Origin of the sequence: Providencia sp. PROV109, assembly GCF_033681625.1 — a bacterium.
GTDB lineage: Bacteria > Pseudomonadota > Gammaproteobacteria > Enterobacterales > Enterobacteriaceae > Providencia > Providencia hangzhouensis.
Window position 1 is genome coordinate 4370125 of the sequence record NZ_CP096320.1, and the last position, 18348, is coordinate 4388472.

General features: G+C 38.5%; 17 protein-coding genes. 9 read left to right on the forward strand and 8 right to left on the reverse strand.

Translation table 11 applies throughout. From position 1 onward, the window contains the following. Nucleotides 1-101 precede the first annotated feature (101 nt). Together murQ and murP are read left to right on the forward strand one after the other, a co-directional pair. Nucleotides 102-1013 carry an N-acetylmuramic acid 6-phosphate etherase gene (gene murQ, locus M1F25_RS20340; protein WP_004262531.1) on the forward strand — a complete coding sequence of 304 codons (912 nt, stop codon included), beginning with the start codon at nucleotides 102-104 and terminating at the stop codon, nucleotides 1011-1013. A gap of 27 nt (nucleotides 1014-1040) precedes the next feature. Continuing rightward, nucleotides 1041-2507: a PTS N-acetylmuramic acid transporter subunit IIBC gene (murP, locus tag M1F25_RS20345; RefSeq protein ID WP_004262534.1), complete on the forward strand. Its 1467-nt coding sequence runs from the start codon at nucleotides 1041-1043 to the stop codon at nucleotides 2505-2507. 67 nt (nucleotides 2508-2574) lie between these two features. On the opposite strand, the gene M1F25_RS20350 is transcribed toward murP, so the two are convergent. The 3 genes from M1F25_RS20350 to M1F25_RS20360 all read right to left on the reverse strand — a co-directional run bounded on the left by M1F25_RS20350 (nucleotide 2575) and on the right by M1F25_RS20360 (nucleotide 5040). Continuing rightward, nucleotides 2575-3681, reverse strand: coding sequence for a DUF262 domain-containing protein (locus M1F25_RS20350; protein WP_094960780.1), 1107 nt, complete (start codon nucleotides 3679-3681; stop codon nucleotides 2575-2577). Next, the gene (locus tag M1F25_RS20355; protein ID WP_094960781.1) at nucleotides 3668-4273 is read right to left on the reverse strand and encodes a hypothetical protein; all 606 of its coding nucleotides are present in this window, start codon (nucleotides 4271-4273) and stop codon (nucleotides 3668-3670) included. Before M1F25_RS20355 ends, M1F25_RS20350 begins: the two co-directional genes overlap by 14 nt. 161 nt (nucleotides 4274-4434) lie before the next feature. After that, a complete protein-coding gene (locus tag M1F25_RS20360; RefSeq protein WP_094960782.1) occupies nucleotides 4435-5040 on the reverse strand; it encodes a LysE family translocator in 606 nt (201 codons plus the stop codon). 101 nt (nucleotides 5041-5141) lie between these two features. Here M1F25_RS20360 and M1F25_RS20365 point away from each other — a divergent pair, with 101 nt between their 5' ends. The 3 genes from M1F25_RS20365 (at nucleotide 5142) to M1F25_RS20375 (ending at nucleotide 7387) form a co-directional block, all read left to right on the forward strand. After that, nucleotides 5142-6125 (forward strand): hydrolase, encoded by a 984-nt coding sequence (locus tag M1F25_RS20365; protein WP_036958590.1) that lies wholly within the window; start codon nucleotides 5142-5144, stop codon nucleotides 6123-6125. Next, nucleotides 6122-6340 (forward strand): YheU family protein, encoded by a 219-nt coding sequence (locus M1F25_RS20370; RefSeq protein ID WP_004262551.1) that lies wholly within the window; start codon nucleotides 6122-6124, stop codon nucleotides 6338-6340. Before M1F25_RS20365 ends, M1F25_RS20370 begins: the two co-directional genes overlap by 4 nt. Before the next feature lie 177 nt (nucleotides 6341-6517). After that, nucleotides 6518-7387, forward strand: coding sequence for a phosphoribulokinase (locus M1F25_RS20375; RefSeq protein WP_181488839.1), 870 nt, complete (start codon nucleotides 6518-6520; stop codon nucleotides 7385-7387). 90 nt (nucleotides 7388-7477) lie between these two features. Here the strand turns inward: M1F25_RS20375 and M1F25_RS20380 are convergent, their stop codons facing one another. Then, on the reverse strand, nucleotides 7478-7879 hold the full coding sequence (locus tag M1F25_RS20380) for an OsmC family protein (protein WP_004262554.1): 402 nt from the start codon (nucleotides 7877-7879) through the stop codon (nucleotides 7478-7480). Nucleotides 7880-8235: 356 nt separating this feature from the next. On the opposite strand from M1F25_RS20380, the gene crp reads away from it, so the two are divergent. The 3 genes from crp to M1F25_RS20395 all read left to right on the forward strand — a co-directional run bounded on the left by crp (nucleotide 8236) and on the right by M1F25_RS20395 (nucleotide 10926). Continuing rightward, on the forward strand, nucleotides 8236-8868 hold the full coding sequence (gene crp, locus M1F25_RS20385; RefSeq protein ID WP_004262556.1) for a cAMP-activated global transcriptional regulator CRP: 633 nt from the start codon (nucleotides 8236-8238) through the stop codon (nucleotides 8866-8868). A gap of 138 nt (nucleotides 8869-9006) precedes the next feature. Continuing rightward, on the forward strand, nucleotides 9007-9621 hold the full coding sequence (locus M1F25_RS20390; protein WP_112307471.1) for a hypothetical protein: 615 nt from the start codon (nucleotides 9007-9009) through the stop codon (nucleotides 9619-9621). Between the two features lie 162 nt (nucleotides 9622-9783). Continuing rightward, nucleotides 9784-10926 (forward strand): hypothetical protein, encoded by a 1143-nt coding sequence (locus M1F25_RS20395; protein WP_181488841.1) that lies wholly within the window; start codon nucleotides 9784-9786, stop codon nucleotides 10924-10926. Between the two features lie 215 nt (nucleotides 10927-11141). On the opposite strand, the gene M1F25_RS20400 is transcribed toward M1F25_RS20395, so the two are convergent. From M1F25_RS20400 to ppiA, 3 genes are all read right to left on the reverse strand, one after another. Then, nucleotides 11142-12374 (reverse strand): aspartate aminotransferase family protein, encoded by a 1233-nt coding sequence (locus tag M1F25_RS20400; protein ID WP_181488843.1) that lies wholly within the window; start codon nucleotides 12372-12374, stop codon nucleotides 11142-11144. A gap of 129 nt (nucleotides 12375-12503) precedes the next feature. Next, nucleotides 12504-13079, reverse strand: coding sequence for an aminodeoxychorismate synthase component II (locus M1F25_RS20405; RefSeq protein WP_004265957.1), 576 nt, complete (start codon nucleotides 13077-13079; stop codon nucleotides 12504-12506). Between the two features lie 431 nt (nucleotides 13080-13510). Further along, nucleotides 13511-14083: a peptidylprolyl isomerase A gene (gene ppiA, locus M1F25_RS20410; protein ID WP_004262568.1), complete on the reverse strand. Its 573-nt coding sequence runs from the start codon at nucleotides 14081-14083 to the stop codon at nucleotides 13511-13513. Nucleotides 14084-14406: 323 nt separating this feature from the next. Here ppiA and yihA point away from each other — a divergent pair, with 323 nt between their 5' ends. Beyond that, on the forward strand, nucleotides 14407-15018 hold the full coding sequence (gene yihA, locus M1F25_RS20415; RefSeq protein ID WP_036958591.1) for a ribosome biogenesis GTP-binding protein YihA/YsxC: 612 nt from the start codon (nucleotides 14407-14409) through the stop codon (nucleotides 15016-15018). A gap of 526 nt (nucleotides 15019-15544) precedes the next feature. Here yihA and polA read toward each other — a convergent pair. Then, entirely contained in the window at nucleotides 15545-18337 is a 2793-nt protein-coding gene (polA, locus tag M1F25_RS20420) for a DNA polymerase I (protein ID WP_181488845.1), read from the reverse strand. Between the last annotated feature and the right edge of the window lie 11 nt (nucleotides 18338-18348).

Consider the following 18348-nt stretch of genomic DNA (forward strand, 5'->3'; position numbering starts at 1 on the left):
TATATTCACAAGTTAGAATAGATAGCACCGTGATGTTAATCACATATAAGGAATAAATAATTCCTTATATTAGCCCAATAACTGATTTAGGAGCAATTTTTATGACTATCGACTTAAGCAAAATGGTAACTGAAAGCCGCAATGCAGCCAGTACTAATATCGACCAACTATCAACGGCTGAAATGCTGAAGGTCATTAATGATGAGGACAAGCTCGTTCCGTTAGCGGTTGAAAAAGTGCTCCCTGAAATTGCCCAACTGGTTGATAAAGTCGCAGAGGCTTTTTTAAAAGGCGGTCGTCTGATTTATTCAGGTGCAGGAACCTCTGGCCGTTTAGGCATCCTTGATGCCAGTGAGTGCCCGCCAACTTATGGGACGCCACATGAACAAGTTGTGGGTTTAATCGCCGGTGGCCATCAAGCTATTTTCCGTGCCGTAGAAAATGCAGAAGATAAGCCTGAACTGGGTGAACAAGACCTCAAAGATATTCAATTTAATGATAATGATGTGTTAGTTGGTATCGCAGCCAGTGGGCGAACGCCTTATGTATTAGGCGCTTTAGCATACGCGAAGGCTGTTGGTGCAACAACAGCGGCCATTAGCTGTAACCCAAATAGCCCAATTGCCAATGCCGCAGATATTGCTATTACTCCCATTGTAGGTGCAGAGGTTGTCACCGGTTCTTCACGCATGAAAGCAGGAACAGCACAAAAATTAGTGCTGAATATGATCACCACTGGGGCGATGATCCGTATTGGAAAGGTGTTTGGTAATTTAATGGTCGATGTCGAAGCAACAAATGCCAAACTCATTGAAAGACAAACTAAAATTGTGATGGAAGCAACCGACTGCGACCGAACTACCGCAGAGACCGCCCTTCAACAATGTAACCGGCACTGCAAAACTGCCATTTTAATGGTGTTATCGGGTTTAAATGCCGATGACGCACGTCAACTACTCTTAGATAACAACGGTTTTATTCGTACGGCTCTCAATATGGCCTCATCCGCCTAACTTGCGGACTTCAATGGGATAAATAGTATGGCTAAAATAACAATAGAAATGATACAGCAGATCCTGCAACACGTTGGAGGACGCCGTAATATTAAATTAGCGGGCAATTGTATGACCCGTTTGCGGCTCACACTCAACAATGACCAGCTAGTCGATAAAGCTGCACTCAAACAAATTGCAGGAGTGCTTGGCGTTATTGAAAGTGATGAACAACTGCAAGTGATCCTTGGCCCAGGTAAAGCGCAAACTGCCGCGGACTTGATGAACCAACTTTTAGATAGTGATGAAGAGGATAACCACGAAGCAGCAGCCCAGCCTCAGGATCTGAACGATATTGCATCCGCAAATAAGCAGCAACTGAAAAAGAAACAAACCAGTGCCGTTCACCGATTTTTATCCAAATTTGCCACCATATTTACTCCGCTAATTCCAGGTTTTATTGCTGCGGGCTTACTATTAGGTTTTGCAACTCTGGCGAAACAAACCTATTTTCCAGCAGGGCTCCCGACAAAACCTGAAGAGCAGACCCTACTCGTACATACGATTCTGTATATGTCGGTATTTAGCAAAGGGCTGTTTAGCTTCCTAAGTATTCTTATCGGTTATAACACTCAAAAAGCCTTTGGCGGTAGCGCAGTAAATGGCGCCATCATTGCTTCACTGTTTGTTCTTGGGTACAACCCTGAAATAGCTAAGGGGTTCTATTCTGATATGAATAGCTTCTTCGGGTTGGCTATCGACCCAAGAGGTAACATTATTGGGGTATTAATTGCGTGTATTTTTGGGGCATGGGTCGAAAAACAAGTACGTAAAATTATTCCAGCCAACCTTGATATGATTTTAACTTCAACAATTACCTTGTTAATTGTTGGTGCTGCAGTGTTTATCTTCATCATGCCAATTGGCAGTTGGTTATTCTCTGGTATGTCGTGGCTTTTTGTTCATTTAAGCAGCAACCCATTCGGAACCGCTATACTTGCTGGGCTATTCTTAATTGCAGTAATGTTTGGCGTGCACCAAGGTTTTGTTCCGGTATATATGGCACTCGTTGAAACCCAAGGCTTTAACTCACTTTTCCCTATCCTAGCAATGGCTGGTGGTGGGCAAGTTGGTGCAGCGATGGCGTTGTACGTTAAAGCCGCAAAAGATTCAGTATTACGTAACCAAATTCGTGGAGCTATCATTCCAGGTTTCTTAGGTGTCGGTGAACCACTTATCTACGGTGTAACCCTTCCTCGAATGAAGCCGTTTGTCACCGCATGTTTAGGCGGTGCTGCTGGGGGGTTCTTTGTTGGACTCGTGGCTTGGATGGGTTTACCCGTTGGTTTAAATACTGTCTTTGGCCCGTCCGGCTTAGTCGCTATCCCAATGATGACCTCTGCTGATGGCGTGTTCCCAGGGATGTTAGTTTATGTGGGCGGGTTATTCGTTTCCTATTTATTCGGTTTTATTTTTACCTACTTTTTCGGCACTAAAAACGTCGATTTAGATTAATCAAGTTTACATAATCAAACTCCCCTATCAATCTGTTAATAGATTAGTAGGGGAATAAACACTAAGCTTAATTTATGATTTTCTCAAAAATATTTTGAATTTCAATATCTCTGATCTCTCTTTCTTTTTTATTATTTACACCTTCTTTTGCTGCATTTTTATAATCATCAGATAATTCAACTGAATCTATAATTATTTTTATTTCATTAACCTTTCCGTCATCATTAATATCAATCTTATTGATAACTCTACAAAAATAGACAAAAAGGCTAAAAAAATTGGCCTTTCTATACCATAGAGATGATTTTTTGAATTTCAGTTTATTAAATAAAATAGCTGATTTTTCCAGTCTTTCCAATAATTTATCTTTTAAATCAAACGACTCATTATACTGTTCAGCATATGTCCATGATAATTCATTTCGATTGAAAAAACCGCCAATCGTGGTTGATATAATATTCAATGTATATTGAAGATTTGTTTTTTTCGCAATTTCATTAATAGAGAATAGATTTTGGCTAGTCATCAACTGCCTAAACTCTTTTGCTTTTTTGTTTTTATCAACCGCTTTAGCCCAGTCTTTAAAGCTATCTTTTATATATGGATTATTTCTTATGTTCGTAATTTCCTCATCTTCATCATCTTCAGCAGAAGATAAGTCCATCTGGCCTGAAATAAACTCTGAAAAATGCATGAACTCCGAAGCACTAAACTCTGATGACTTTCTATCTATCATTGTCAATGAATTCGAAGTTCTATTGATTCTCTGAAAAATATCAGCAATAATTTGGTCATCATTGGTTAAATCCAATTCTATCACGGGTATTTCATATTTATAGAAGTCTTGTTTTTCCTCGTCCGTCAATTCAGAGAATTTTCTGTTATTAACAGATAGTTTCCCTGAAATGAACTCCATTATTGCATTAGTTCTTTGCTGCCCATCAACAATTGAAGCAATACTTATTTTTTTGTCTAAATCAATTTTACCTTTAGACAAAAAAACATGCGGGAATGGGTATCCTAGCAATATTGTTTTTATAAACTCCTGTTTATGAAGATCCCTCCAGACTAAATTCCTTTGGAAAAACGGGTTAGTTACCAGCCTACCAGATTCAATATCATTCATATAATTTAGTAGTTGTACAGACCTGATCTTATAATCAATCGTTTTCATTTAAGATACTCTTATTTTCATGATTGTTAGCTTTAAAGTAATTAATACTATACTTTTGCCTATTTTTAAAGCTTTCTTCAGAAGAGAACAAGCAAGCTGATATCTTAGAATAACTCTCTTTATGATCTAAAGTTAGTTCGTTGAAGAAATCAAACCAGTTTTTTCTAGTATTTCCGAATGGAAAATACAATGGGTGAATAAATCCTCTAGCTACATTATTTATATAACTCTTATATACCTCAAAACTCTTAAATGATGACTTCTTAGTAAAGTTAAATGTATCATCCACTATGCCATTTAAAATTTTATCAAAAAGAAAGCCATCAACTATAGCAATATCTAAGTCAGATGAACCTTTACTATATTCATTAGATGTCTTTAAACTAAATCCTATATGAGCAGATCCTGTAACATAAATATGTTTAAAGGGAACTGAAAATTTATTACTAATTTGATTTAAAATCACATATGTAGAGTCATCTGTGTTCATGAAACCTACAGACGGAGAGGATAAATATAATTTTTTAACAACTAAATCAATATCCTCACCTTTAATTATTTTTTTATTCTTTTCTATAATTTCGGAAAGCATTTACTTTATTCCTTCAAATAGTAGAGAATCTTTCTTCTATTTACGGCTTAATCTCAGCCTAATTATATAGCCTATTAAGATAAAATCAGCCACAAATATTTAATTTATTTTATGTATTAGCTATCGAACTCTTATAAAGTCTCTAGCACGTACAACAAAGATCATTCCAACCAAATTAACGGCACGCACAGTGCAGTTAATAAGCCCATTACCCAGTTAAAAATAAACCAAGCACGGCGGCTACGTAAAAATAGGCTGATTAATGAACCAAACCCCATCCAAATTAAACCCGCCACTAAGTTAACTATCACAAATGCGATACTCATCATTAAAATAGATTGGGTAAATAATTCACCGGGGAGGCTAAATCCCCCGACAGCGCCTAGCCCCATCATCCATGCTTTGGGGTTTAAAAACTGTAATAAGCCGCCTTGATACCAAGTAATGCTTTTCGCAACTTCGCTATTCGTCTTCAGTGGTGCATAATTTGCTGTCGCTGTTTTCCATGCTAGCCATAGCAAATATAGACTTCCGGCGAATTTTAAGGCGACATGAAGCGCAGGATAGAGCAATAAAAGTGCAGCAACCCCGAATGCGGAGAGATAGAGTATTGACTGCATCCCTAACATAATACCAAGGCATAATATTATCGTATGGCGAAAACCGTAGTTTGCTGCACTTGACGTTAGCAACATATTGTTAGGGCCGGGAGTGACTGCAGCAATGAATAAAAACGTAAAAAGAGAAAAAACCAGCCCCAATGTCATTTATAATTTAGCCTCAAACTCAAATTTGTTTACTTGCATCACAAAAAAATAACAGTATGTTATGTGACTCACAAGAGTCTCCATTAAATAAAAATAAGGCTATGTCAGAAAACTTTCGTCCAATAAGTTGGGCTAAAAATCCACATCTCCAAACATTACTGCCAAGGATTTTCCGTAGAACACCGAAAATCAAACCAATATGGCAGCGGCTTGAATTGCCTGATGGCGATTTTATCGATCTCGCTTGGAGTGAAAAACCTGAGCTAGCGGCACATAAGCCACGTTTAGTGATCTTCCATGGTCTCGAAGGCAATTTTAAGAGCCCTTATGCCCACGGGATGCTAGAAACGGCCCAAAAGCATGGTTGGTTGGGTGTAATTATGCATTTTCGCGGTTGTAGCGGTGAACCCAATCGCCAACAGCGAATTTACCATTCAGGTGAAACCAGTGATGCTCGCTATTTTCTCCGTTGGTTAAAACAAACCTATGGTGATACGCCGACGGCCGCAGTCGGCTATTCTCTTGGTGGTAATATGTTAGCGTGCTATCTCGCAGAAAGTGGGCAAAATGCAGATTTAGATGCGGGCGTCGTGGTTTCGGCCCCATTAATGCTAGAAGCCTGTTCTTTGCGGATGGAAAAAGGAATATCTCAATTCTATCAACGCTATTTACTAAATGGCTTAAAACGTAATGCAACGCGTAAATTGGTACGCTACCCTGGCTCACTACCTTTAAACTTGCTGCAGCTTAAACAACTAAAACGCATCCGTGAATTTGATGATGTGATCACTGCTCGTATTCATGGTTTTGATGATGCGACAGATTATTATCAAAAATGCAGCGCATTACCTAAATTAGCTTACATCACGAAGCCAACATTGATTATCCACGCTAAAGATGACCCATTTATGGCGCCTGAGGTTGTTCCTGATTTATCATTTTTACCCCACAATGTGGAATACCAAATGACAGAACATGGTGGGCACGTAGGCTTTGTGAGCGGTACCTTGAGAAAACCGCAAATGTGGTTAGAAACACGCATCCCTCAATGGTTAACGCCTTATTTAGATAAGGAAATAATGTGATTATTCCTTGGCAAGAACTTGAACCTGAAACATTGGAAAACCTAATTGAAAGCTATGTCTTACGGGAAGGAACCGACTACGGCTCCCATGAAAAAAGCTTACAAGATAAGGTCAACGATGTGAAACGGCAGTTAGTTTCTGGTGAAATTGTGCTAGTCTGGTCTGAATTGCATGAATCAGTTAATTTCATGCCTAAGGGGAGTTTTTCTGTCTGATGTTTTTATTCTATGGTTCATTTTTACGCCATCATCTATCATGAATTAAGTTGCGGGTTTTCCACACAATCATGTCGTAAAACCATCAAATAAAACTCAAAACCCTAACACCCGTTAATCCGCTTCATGCACTATTGATTAAAATAGTGCTTATAAGCGCAACACAGGGAGTCCACGATGTCCAAAAAGCACCCAATCATTGCTATCACTGGTTCGAGCGGAGCTGGCACAACCTCAACTAGCCAAGCATTTCGTAAAGTTTTTCACCAATTAAATATCCAACCAGCAACATTAGAAGGGGATAGCTTTCATCGCTATACACGCCCTGAAATGGATATGGCTATCCGTAAAGCCAGAGAACAAGGCCGGCACATCAGTTACTTTGGCCCCGAAGCGAATGATTTTGCGTTGCTTGAACAAACCTTAATCGACTATGCAAAAACAGGTTGTGGGCAGTCCCGTAAATATCTACATACTTATGATGAAGCGGTACCGTATGGCTTGCAACCTGGGACATTTACCCCTTGGGAGCCGCTACCAGACAAAACAGATATTTTATTTTATGAGGGGCTGCATGGTGGCGTTGTCACTCCAGAACATAATGTTGCACAACATGTTGATTTGCTTGTAGGTGTTGTCCCTATTGTCAACCTCGAATGGATCCAAAAATTGATCCGCGATACCACAGAGAGAGGGCACTCCCGCGAAGCGGTTATGGACTCTGTTGTACGTTCAATGGGGGACTATATTAATTACATCACGCCACAATTTTCTCGCACCCATATCAATTTTCAACGCGTTCCTACGGTAGACACCTCTAACCCATTTTCGGCTAAAGATATCCCATCACAAGACGAAAGCTTTATTGTGATCCGCTTTCGTGGGCTAGAGCAAATTGATTTCCCCTATTTGCTATCAATGATATCCGGCTCTTTTATTTCAGCAATGAATACAATTGTCGTCCCAGGAGGGAAACTCAGTTTAGCAATGGAATTAATTATGGCACCAATAGTCGAAAAACTAATTAATCAAAAGAACAACAGTTAAATTATTTTTTGATTAAAAAATAAGATGCTTATCATTAATTAAGGTAAGCATCTTTCAATTCAAATATATTAATAAAAATTAAATTTATTTTTAGTTTTTTATTTCAAAGCTGTGTGTGACTTCAACGGTTTTCTCTAACATCAATGCGACTGAGCAATATTTCTCAGCAGAAAGTTGAACGGCACGTTCGACTGCTTTTTCCGTTAATTCATTCCCTGTCACAATAAAATGCAAATGGATTTTCACAAAATAACGAGGGGCTTCTTCACGACGTTGTGAGGTTAATTTAACTTCACAATCCGTAATATCGTAGCGGCCCTTTTGCAAAATCGAAACGACATCAATTGCGCTACAACCCCCCGCTGCCATTAACACCATTTCCATTGGGCTTGGGGCTTTATCACCCGCATTGCCATCCATCATCACCTGGTGCCCAGACGCAGACTCTCCTAAGAAAGAAAGCCCTTCAACCCACTTTACTCTTGCTTCCATTGTATTTCCCCTTGAAATGAAATCGGTTTAAAGGCTACATTGTTCCATAGATATAAGGAATGTTATATCAACTTTATTTGGCTGAAGCGATACAGGGAAGACTTTCTTTATTGAATATGCTACAAACAATACTTAGTTGATAGGATTAAGATCAAAACTCAACAGTTTAATTGATCATATTATAGTGTTGATATCAATTTGCGTTACCAAGAGCAATCAAAAACGCTGAAGTAATCAGCCCCTTGATTATTTAAAGGTATATAAGGCAAATTAATATGCTAAGCTAGTGACTTTAAAGCCAGCCTTTCTAGTACGTTTTTCCGAATGGCTGCAATAACATACAGAGGATAACGCTAATGGTTCTCGGCAAGCCACAAACAGACCCTACTCTTGAATGGTTTTTGTCACACTGCCATATTCATAAATATCCATCCAAGAGCACTCTTATCCATCAGGGTGAGAAAGCAGAAACCCTTTACTATATCGTTAAAGGTTCGGTGGCTGTTTTAATTAAAGATGAAGAAGGCAAAGAAATGATCCTCTCTTACCTGAATCAGGGGGATTTCATTGGTGAGCTTGGGTTATTTGAAGAAGGGCAAGAACGTACTGCGTGGGTTAGAGCAAAAATCGCCTGCGAAGTTGCTGAAATTTCATATAAAAAATTCCGTCAATTGATTCAGGTTAACCCTGATATTTTAATGCGCCTTTCTGCGCAAATGGCTAGTCGCCTACAAACAACATCTGAGAAAGTCGGTAACCTCGCATTCTTAGACGTTACAGGCCGTATTGCTCAAACTCTATTGAATTTAGCCAAACAACCTGATGCGATGACACATCCAGACGGTATGCAAATCAAAATTACCCGTCAGGAAATAGGCCAAATCGTGGGTTGTTCCCGTGAAACAGTCGGCCGTATTCTAAAAATGTTAGAAGATCAAAACCTGATCTCCGCGCACGGTAAAACCATCGTTGTTTACGGCACACGTTAATTAACCTTTCAGCCTGGCCACCTTTGGCTGGGCTATTATTTATCATCTTAAATTCTAGTAAAATCGCTTCTTTATATTCTTCCTACCGATTGTCCCTATAGAATAATAATTATTATCTTATTAATTAGGGAAATATTTATGGGTATCACACTAAGCGATTTATCGAATAATCCGACACTATTCAAAAAAATTATTAACTCCGATGATTTCATCAAAAAAATTTTTACGGTCACCTCTTCACAGGGAAAAAAACCACTTGGCGCTGATAACCCGCCAAAACCAACACGTTCCTGTAGTTTAGAGAGTATTGATTCGCCCTATGAGAGCGACTCAGGAGAGGTCTATAGCATTAAATACAAAAAAAACACCAAATTCAATAAACAATTAGTTTATATACATTATAAAACTTGTGAAGAAAATCGGCCTAATCAAAGAATCACCTCTTTGCCAAAAACCACTTTTGAGTTCAAGGGAAATATACCGCAAACAAAGTCATCATTACTAAGAGCACAACGAATAAAAGAACATTATAATTTATCGAGTAAAATTACCACACAGAAAACCAGCCTTAGCAAAGATAACTTAGTAAAAAATAAAATTTTAGTTAATAGTTCTGATTTATTAAAAATAATAGAAAAAGAATACCAATTGACCCAAGAAATGAATAACCATATAAAAATAATTGCTGAAATAGATGCCCAAATGGAGGCTAACAACCAATTATTAGTACGTTACAAAATGTCAGCAGGCTAATTAGTAGAATTATTTTCATCTATTAACTCTATTGATATTGCCTAAAAAACTCTGGAATAAATTTCACACTGATGTAAATAAAAAGCTATAACCATCGATTTATTATATTAATTGACCTAGAGACAACCTAAAACAACATTAACTAATAATTAAGGATATCGCATGCACATAGGCACCTCCAATAGAAATGTAAACAATTCCCTCTTTAAAAAAGACATGATACTAGAAATAGTAGAAAATTATTTACCTATTATTAAGAAAATACGCAACACCAGATTAAATAGCATCATTCACTTATTTAATTTTAATAAAAAATGCAAAATAAATGAACATTCAAAGTTTTATGTGGAATTAAAAAGAATAGCACAACAAAAAAGCGAGAACAATTTACGCTTCAGAATTGATTTAAATCAAAAAAAAATAATATCATTAGAAAATGAACTACTTAAAAAGTCATTTGAAATATCACCAACAGTAAAAAAAATCAAGGAAAACATTAGCAAGACAATAACCAACGCATCGAAAATAGACAGTCATAATGACGAAGAATTGGTTAATAACAAAATACTAACAGAACAAAATGACCTAATAGATTATTATACATACAGTTTAAATGAATTAAATAAGAATATTTTTTTTACACAAGAATATCAAAAAATGAAAAATGATATTATTGAATTAAAGTCAGATATAAAATATGAGTCAAAAAAAAGAGGCATTGCCTGTATAGAAAAAAAACACTCCTTCTTAAAATCATCATACAATGAAATATTAGACATGCCTGATATAGAAGACAAAAATAAAAATTTAAAATCATTAATTAGTTTACAGCACTCCATTAAAAATTTATTAACTAATGAATTAGATTATATTAAAAGCAAAATTCATAATATAACATTAAATAATTACAACGAAAAAACTTTAATGACCTATAATGAAGATGGCACCCCTATTTATCATGATGAGAACCATTCATTTGATTTTGATGACGAATTAACTTTTTTAGCGAAGCCCGAAACCAATGAAATGGAAGATTCGTCATTAGTTAAAGCACTAAGACTCGAAAATAGAGAATTAAAAAACTCGCTAGAGGAGTTAAGTAATAACTATTTCACTCTGCTTGATAAATTCCATCATAGGTCACACGAATACATTATAAATACAATAACTCTTACTGACGTACCTCTAGATGATTTATCTACAAATGAAGAAACTATCGTCAAGCAGCCAAGTGAAATTAAACAAAAAACAATAGATAGTAAAAAGAACGTCACGGCAAAAATACACAGAACAATCGTAGTTTAATGCAGAAAAAAACAGTTGTGAATTATTCACATTCCCATAACAGTCAATGTCTGGCTGCTGGCATCACCATATCCAGCACACCAGAACAATTGCAACAAAAACAAATAGAATTAAAAGCGAAAAATACAATAAAAAATATCTGGCCGAAATAGAACGTAATATTAACGATACAAGTTGCAGAGACAGAAATGCCTCTGCAACTTTTCAATAAACCACTAATTCAATAAATTACCAATCGCCGTATCTAACTTCGCCATACCACTATTAATTTCTTCTTCCGAAATAATCAGTGATGGTGTGAAACGCAATACATTAGTGCCTGCATTTAACATCATTAAACCTTCTACAGCACTGGCTTGCAAAATATCTTTCGAACGGTTTAATAATTTGCCATCTAACTCCGCGCCGATTAATAATCCCATTCCTCTGATTTCAGAAAAAATGCCGTATTTATCGTTCAATTTATTTAAATGGGCAACAAACAGCTCACGACGCTTTTCGACACCTTTTAACACTTCTTCAGTATTAATAATATCAAACGCTGCATTACCTACTGCACACGCTAAGGGATTGCCACCATAGGTGGTGCCGTGCGAACCCACCTCCATGGTTTTTGCCACTTCTTCCGTGGTGATCATTGCACTAATAGGGAAACCGCCACCCAATGCTTTTGCCGTGGTTAAAATATCAGGCACAACGTTGTAATGCATATAAGAAAATAATTTACCTGTACGCCCCATACCGCTTTGTACTTCATCAAAAATCAACAATGCATTATTTTCATCACACAGCTTGCGCACTCCTTGCAGAAATTCTGCTGTTGCTGCGGTTACGCCACCTTCGCCTTGCACCGGTTCGAGGACAACTGCACAAGTATTTTCATCAATGACCGCTTTGACTGCATCAAGGTCATTAAAAGGCACATGAATAATATCCGCGGGTTTTGGCCCAAAGCCATCTGCATATTTCGCTTGCCCGCCCACCGAAACGGTAAATAATGTGCGCCCATGGAAGGCTTGTTTGAAAGCAATAATCTTCGTTTTATATGGGTTATATTTAGTGATAGCGTAGCGACGCGCTAATTTAAACGCGGCTTCGTTAGCTTCTGAGCCTGAATTCACAAAAAACGCACGGTCAGCAAATGTCGCATTCGTAAGTTTTTGTGCTAACTTTAGCGCCTGCTCGTTGGTGAAAATATTACTGACATGCCATAGCTTTTCGCTTTGTTCACGCACAGCAGCCACCAAACTAGGGTGACAATGCCCTAAAGCAAGAACCGCGATCCCACCGGCAAAATCAATATATTCTTTACCTTGCTGATCCCAAACACGACTCCCTTCACCTTTAACTGGAATAAATTCCGCCGGCGAAAAAATAGGCAACATAACTTGATCGAAAGTCTGCCGATTAACTGCGTGTTGTTCTGCTGCTGCGTATTGTTCTGACATACCCCTCACCTGCTCTTATTTAATGCGATAATGAAAATACAATCATTAAATATGAATAAAAAATCAAAAAAGAGCAATAGCAAAGGGCATAATATGCATAATTAATTTATTCTGAACCAGATTTATAAATTAATATTTTAGAAAATTATTTAGTAATTCATGGCCTTGCTCACTCAGAATGCTTTCAGGATGGAACTGAACGCCTTCTATAGGCAAGGTTTTGTGCCGTATTCCCATGATTTCATCAACATCACCATTATTCAGTGACCATGCTGATACATCAAAAGAAACAGGGAGTGTCTCTGCCGCAATTACCAGAGAGTGGTAACGTGTCACCGTCAAGGGCCGGTTCAAGCCTTTGAATACCCCTTGATGATTATGGTGAATAGCAGAGGTTTTACCGTGCATAACTTCTCGTGCTTTAACAACTGATGCACCAAAAGCTTGCCCAATGGCTTGATGCCCTAAGCAAATACCTAAAATGGGAAGCTTACCTGCAAAATATTTTATCGCCTCAAGAGAGATGCCAGCCTCATCCGGTGTACATGGCCCAGGTGAAATCACAAGATGTGTAGGCGAAAGCTGTTCAATTTCTTCGATGGTAATTTCATCATTACGTTTTACAACAACTTCAGCCCCTAACTCACAAAAGTATTGGTATAAGTTGTAAGTAAATGAATCGTAATTATCAATAAGTAGAAGCATATTAGCCTATCCGACTGATTTTTATCATTATGTATTATTTCTTATGCATATTTTTATTGTGTTGGCAATCAGAACGGTGATTAAAACACCATAAAAATAATAAGGGCGGCTATCATAGCACAGCCAAAGCAGGAAAATAGCCTATTTAAGTCAATGATTATTTTTTCTCAGAGAAAATTTCCATATAAAAATCATGGAATTATATTTACATCCCTATAACAAACTCACATTTTGATTGAGAATTACTTTAAATACAATGAAATAAAAGGCGATTAAAACATAATAAGCACTGACACATTTTAACTAACATAGTGAATAAAGAGAAACTCAAAGGGGAAGGAAAAGCGGATTTTAAAAAAAGTGGGCACGTTAAAACAACCTACCCACTGTATTCGACACGATAGTTTTTAATTACTACTGTTTTTTAATCACTAAGGCTTTTTAATCACTTCAGCAGAAATGATTGTAATTGGCTCTACAGGAACATTTTGATATGGCCCTACATTTTCCGTTTTTACTTTAGAGATTTTATCTGCAACATCCATCCCTTTCACCACTTTACCAAATACGGCGTAACCGAAGTCACGTTGTCCGTGGTCTAAGAACGCGTTATCAGCAACATTAATAAAGAATTGGCTCGTTGCGCTGTCTTTATTTGCAGTACGTGCCATAGAGATAGTACCGCGCAAATTACGTAAGCCATTATCTGCTTCATTTTTGATTGGGGCACGGGTTTGCTTTTGCTGTAAATCTTTATTAAAGCCACCGCCTTGGATCATAAAACCTGGAATAACACGGTGGAAAGTAGTTCCGTTGTAATAACCTTCATTAACATACTGAACGAAATTTTCTGTCGTAACAGGGGCTTTTTTACTATTCAGTTCTAATTCGATATCACCCGCCGACGTGACTAGCTTGACATAAGTCTCACCCGCAGATAAAGCAAGAGAAGATGCGCTCATTGCGCAGACGGCCAAAAGTGGCACAAAAATTCGTTTTAACATGTAAGGTCCCTTTCGTTATAGCTCATTACAACTGCAATCAAGCAATTCTAGAGTGAAGCTAACAAGAATGCTGAAGATTTACCTATATTTACGCCCAAAAACAAAAGTGCATCAAATGCGTTAAATTCTAGACCACTTTCAGCAAAAGGCGTCATGAATAATGGCTATTTTTCTATTATTACAATTGCGCGGCTCACAACACAGGAAAAATATTACCTGATTCCAAGAGAAAAGCGGTTGAGAGGAGATTTCGAGTTGTCGGGAAGCGCTAAGCAAAGCTATAATCCCCGAGCCTTTTGAGGCTAACTCAGGGAGAACGACAAATGGCAATTAAAAATCATAACTACCAGATGGCAAAGTTTGTCATCAGTGCACCCGATATCCGTCATCTACCTAAAGATACTGGAATTGAGGTGGCTTTTGCTGGCCGCTCTAATGCGGGGAAATCCAGTGCATTGAATGCATTAACACAGCAAAAAAGCTTAGCACGTACCAGTAAAACACCAGGAAGAACTCAGCTAATCAACCTATTTGAAGTTGAGGAAGGCGTTCGCCTTGTTGACCTTCCGGGCTATGGTTATGCCGAAGTTCCTGAAGAAATGAAACGTAAATGGCAACAAGCACTCGGGGAATATCTCCAAAAGAGAGAATGTATTAAGGGGCTTGTTGTATTAATGGATATCCGCCATCCATTAAAAGACCTCGATATGCAAATGATTGAATGGTCTGTTGCGATGAATGTACCCGTTTTAGTTTTACTCACAAAAGCAGACAAACTGGCCTCTGGAGCAAGAAAAAAACAACTTATGGAAGTTCGCCAAGCATTGGCTCCACTTGAAGGGGATATTGAAGTCGAATACTTTTCAGCACTGAAAAAGATTGGTATCGATAAACTCCGCATTAAGCTAGATAGTTGGTATAACACACCGGCTTGATTTCTTTTGTTGTGAGTCAGAAATGGCTCATAACACCCTTACGTATTCTAATCCACTGAATTTTAGATAAAAAAATGCTCCAGTCAAAAAACTTGACTGGAGCAGCTAATATTCAGCTAAATCCGATTACGTGAAGTAAAAGGTCTGAAAGATAGAACATCTTACCTCTGTACCCTACGCCTATTAATGTACTTTATTTTTCGCTCGAAAAAAAGCCTTTTTGTAATTTTTTTTCAAAGCTTTCTACGATTCAGCACAGAAATATGAATAAAATAAGCTAAAAAACGGATTTTAATTACATATTTATGAGACGTATGTCGCATAAATATGTTAACCATTTTCTTGACTGTCATCACAAAAATAATTGATTTATTGCAGAGTTATATTGAATTTCTAGTTAATAATTTCAAATGCATAATTATCTGTTATACCTTCGCTTAAACGTAAAAAACCCCCAGTAATTGGTTATCCAACTCTTGGGGGTCTCTTCATAATGGAGGTTCTATATATTCAATATGATTAAAAATTAGTGGGCTTCATCCCAGTTGTCACCAATTCCCACATCCACTTTTAATGGCACATCCAGTTTCATGCTTTGTTCCATTAATGACTGGACCTGAGCTTGAACACGCTCTAATTCAGACTCTTTGACCTCAAAGACCAATTCATCGTGAACTTGCATTAGCATATCTGCATGCGGTTTTTCAGTTTGCAACCAATTATCAACGGCAATCATGGCTTTTTTAATGATGTCCGCTGCGGTTCCTTGCATTGGGGCGTTGATCGCTTCGCGTTCTGCCGCTTTACGGCGCATTCCATTACTCGACTTAATATCCGCTAAATATAAGCGACGGCCTTCAAGTGTTTCAACATAACCTTGTTCAGAAGCTTGTAAGCGTGTGTTTTCCATATAACGCAATACACCAGGGTAGCGTTCAAAGTAGAGATCCATATAGCGCTGAGCTTCACCACGAGGGATCCCTAATTGACGTGCTAAACCAAATGCACTCATGCCATAGATAAGCCCGAAGTTAATCGCCTTGGCACTACGGCGTTGGTCACTGGTGACTTGTTCCAGTGGTACACCAAAGACTTCAGCGGCTGTCGCTTTATGGATGTCTTTCCCTTCCGCAAACGCAGTTAATAGGCCTTTATCTTGGGATAAATGCGCCATAATACGTAATTCAATTTGTGAATAGTCCGCTGCCATCACTTTGTAGCCTTCACGCGCGATAAAGGCTTGGCGGATCCGGCGGCCTTCTTCAGTTCTAACTGGAATATTTTGTAGGTTAGGATCCCGAGAAGATAAACGCCCTGTTGCTGTGACTGCTTGGTGGTAAGAAGTATGAACACGCTGAGTACGCGGGTTAATCATGAGTGGCAGTTTATCCGTATACGTGGATTTTAATTTGGCTAAACTACGGTGCTCAAGCAACAATTTTGGCAATGCATGGTTTAGCGCTAATTCTTCAAGCACTTCCTCATTCGTCGATGCTGCCCCACTTGGCGTTTTCTTGATCACTGGCAACTGCAATTTTTCGAATAAAATCGTTTGTAATTGTTTTGGTGAAGCGAGGTTAAACTCCTCCCCCGCAAGCTCAAAAGCTTCCTTTTCCAGTTCAGCTAAACGAGCGGTAATCACTTTTGACTGCGCAGCAAGCACGTTAGCATCAATTAGAACACCTTTACGCTCCATTCGGACTAACACAGGCACAAGTGGCATTTCAATATTCTGGAAAATGTGATTAAGCTTAGGTTCAGCCTCTAATTGTGGATATAACGCTTGATGCAGTAATAGCGTGACATCTGCATCTTCCGCCGCATAATTAGCGGCTTCTTCTAAAGCAATTTGGTTAAATGTCAGCTGCTTTTTACCTTTACCTGCGATTTCTTCAAAGCTCACGGTTTTATGGTTCAAATGGCGATCGGCCAAGCTGTCCATATCATGGCGTCCCATCCCCGCAACACTGTTTAACACATACGATTCCAGCATGGTGTCATAACCGATACCTTTTAATTCGATGTCATAATTTTCAAGAACTTCTGCATCATACTTCAAGTTTTGGCCAATTTTGAGGATGTTTTCACTCTCAAGGATAGGCTTCATAAGTTCCAAAACCTCTTCCAGAGGAAGCTGCACTGGCGCATCAAGGTAATCGTGACCTAATGGTAAATAAGCGGCATGCCCCGGCTCAATTGCAAATGACATTCCCACTAAACGAGCTTCTTGGGTATCTAAACTATCGGTTTCAGTATCAAAAGCAAATAATGATGCTTTGCTTAATTTTTCAACCCAGCACTCTAAATCGGCTTTTTCTAGAATCGTTTGGTAATTTTCGGCACACAATGTTGGCACAGTTGGGTTTGATGGCTTCACAGGTGACGCTGCTGGTGTTGGGCTAGGTTTCGCACTTGAGCCTTTCCCCTCCATCCAAGTCCCATTTTCAACATCGGCTAACCAACGTTTAAATTCATAACGGCTGAATAATTTATGCAGTTTATCCACATCTGGCTGAGCAACTTGTAGCTCTTCACATGTTTTTTCCAGCTCAACATCCGTTTTAATCGTCGCTAATTGGTATGATAAAAAAGCAACATCACGGTTTTCCGCCATTTTAGAGGCTAACGTTTTAGAACCTCTAAAACCTAATGGAGCAATAGCCTCAAGGTCATTATAAATTGCTTCTAAGCTACCAATACCTTGCAGTAAAGCGAGTGCTGTTTTTTCACCAACGCCAGGCACCCCAGGAATATTATCTGACGAATCCCCCATTAATGCTAAAAAATCAATGATGAGTTCAGGGGGAACACCGTATTTTTCTTTGACTTCATCAGGCCCTAGAATAGTGTTATTCATGGTATTGATAAGCGTAATGTTAGGCTCAACTAATTGCGCCATATCTTTATCGCCCGTACTAATTAACACTGGCATACCTTTTCGACTTGCTTCACAGGCTAATGTCCCGATGACGTCATCGGCTTCCACTCCTGAAACCACCAGTAAAGGCAAGCCCATCGCTTCCACCATTTCATGTAATGGAGCAATTTGAGCGCGTAAATCATCAGGCATTGGTGGGCGATGAGACTTATAGCTCTCAAACAATTCATCACGAAATGTTTTTCCCTTCGCATCAAAGACAACCGCTACATGGCTAGGTTTATACTGCATAATTAAACTACGTAGCATATTAAGCACGCCATACATTGCCCCTGTAGGCTCACCAGCACTATTGGTCAGTGGAGGGAATGCATGGTAAGCACGGTATAGGTAAGAGGAACCATCAACCAAAATAAGAGGGTTTTCTGCAATCTGAGCCATAATCTGTCATC

What these genes read in the sequence shown, in the direction of transcription:
- murQ (WP_004262531.1), top strand. Translation starts at nt 102, where the DNA reads ATGACTATCGACTTAAGCAAAATGGTAACTGAAAGCCGCAATGCAGCC.
- murP (WP_004262534.1), top strand. Translation starts at nt 1,041, where the DNA reads ATGGCTAAAATAACAATAGAAATGATACAGCAGATCCTGCAACACGTT.
- M1F25_RS20350 (WP_094960780.1), bottom strand. Translation starts at nt 3,681, where the DNA reads ATGAAAACGATTGATTATAAGATCAGGTCTGTACAACTACTAAATTAT.
- M1F25_RS20355 (WP_094960781.1), bottom strand. Translation starts at nt 4,273, where the DNA reads ATGCTTTCCGAAATTATAGAAAAGAATAAAAAAATAATTAAAGGTGAG.
- M1F25_RS20360 (WP_094960782.1), bottom strand. Translation starts at nt 5,040, where the DNA reads ATGACATTGGGGCTGGTTTTTTCTCTTTTTACGTTTTTATTCATTGCT.
- M1F25_RS20365 (WP_036958590.1), top strand. Translation starts at nt 5,142, where the DNA reads ATGTCAGAAAACTTTCGTCCAATAAGTTGGGCTAAAAATCCACATCTC.
- M1F25_RS20375 (WP_181488839.1), top strand. Translation starts at nt 6,518, where the DNA reads ATGTCCAAAAAGCACCCAATCATTGCTATCACTGGTTCGAGCGGAGCT.
- M1F25_RS20380 (WP_004262554.1), bottom strand. Translation starts at nt 7,879, where the DNA reads ATGGAAGCAAGAGTAAAGTGGGTTGAAGGGCTTTCTTTCTTAGGAGAG.
- crp (WP_004262556.1), top strand. Translation starts at nt 8,236, where the DNA reads ATGGTTCTCGGCAAGCCACAAACAGACCCTACTCTTGAATGGTTTTTG.
- M1F25_RS20390 (WP_112307471.1), top strand. Translation starts at nt 9,007, where the DNA reads ATGGGTATCACACTAAGCGATTTATCGAATAATCCGACACTATTCAAA.
- M1F25_RS20395 (WP_181488841.1), top strand. Translation starts at nt 9,784, where the DNA reads ATGCACATAGGCACCTCCAATAGAAATGTAAACAATTCCCTCTTTAAA.
- M1F25_RS20400 (WP_181488843.1), bottom strand. Translation starts at nt 12,374, where the DNA reads ATGTCAGAACAATACGCAGCAGCAGAACAACACGCAGTTAATCGGCAG.
- M1F25_RS20405 (WP_004265957.1), bottom strand. Translation starts at nt 13,079, where the DNA reads ATGCTTCTACTTATTGATAATTACGATTCATTTACTTACAACTTATAC.
- ppiA (WP_004262568.1), bottom strand. Translation starts at nt 14,083, where the DNA reads ATGTTAAAACGAATTTTTGTGCCACTTTTGGCCGTCTGCGCAATGAGC.
- yihA (WP_036958591.1), top strand. Translation starts at nt 14,407, where the DNA reads ATGGCAATTAAAAATCATAACTACCAGATGGCAAAGTTTGTCATCAGT.
- polA (WP_181488845.1), bottom strand. Translation starts at nt 18,337, where the DNA reads ATGGCTCAGATTGCAGAAAACCCTCTTATTTTGGTTGATGGTTCCTCT.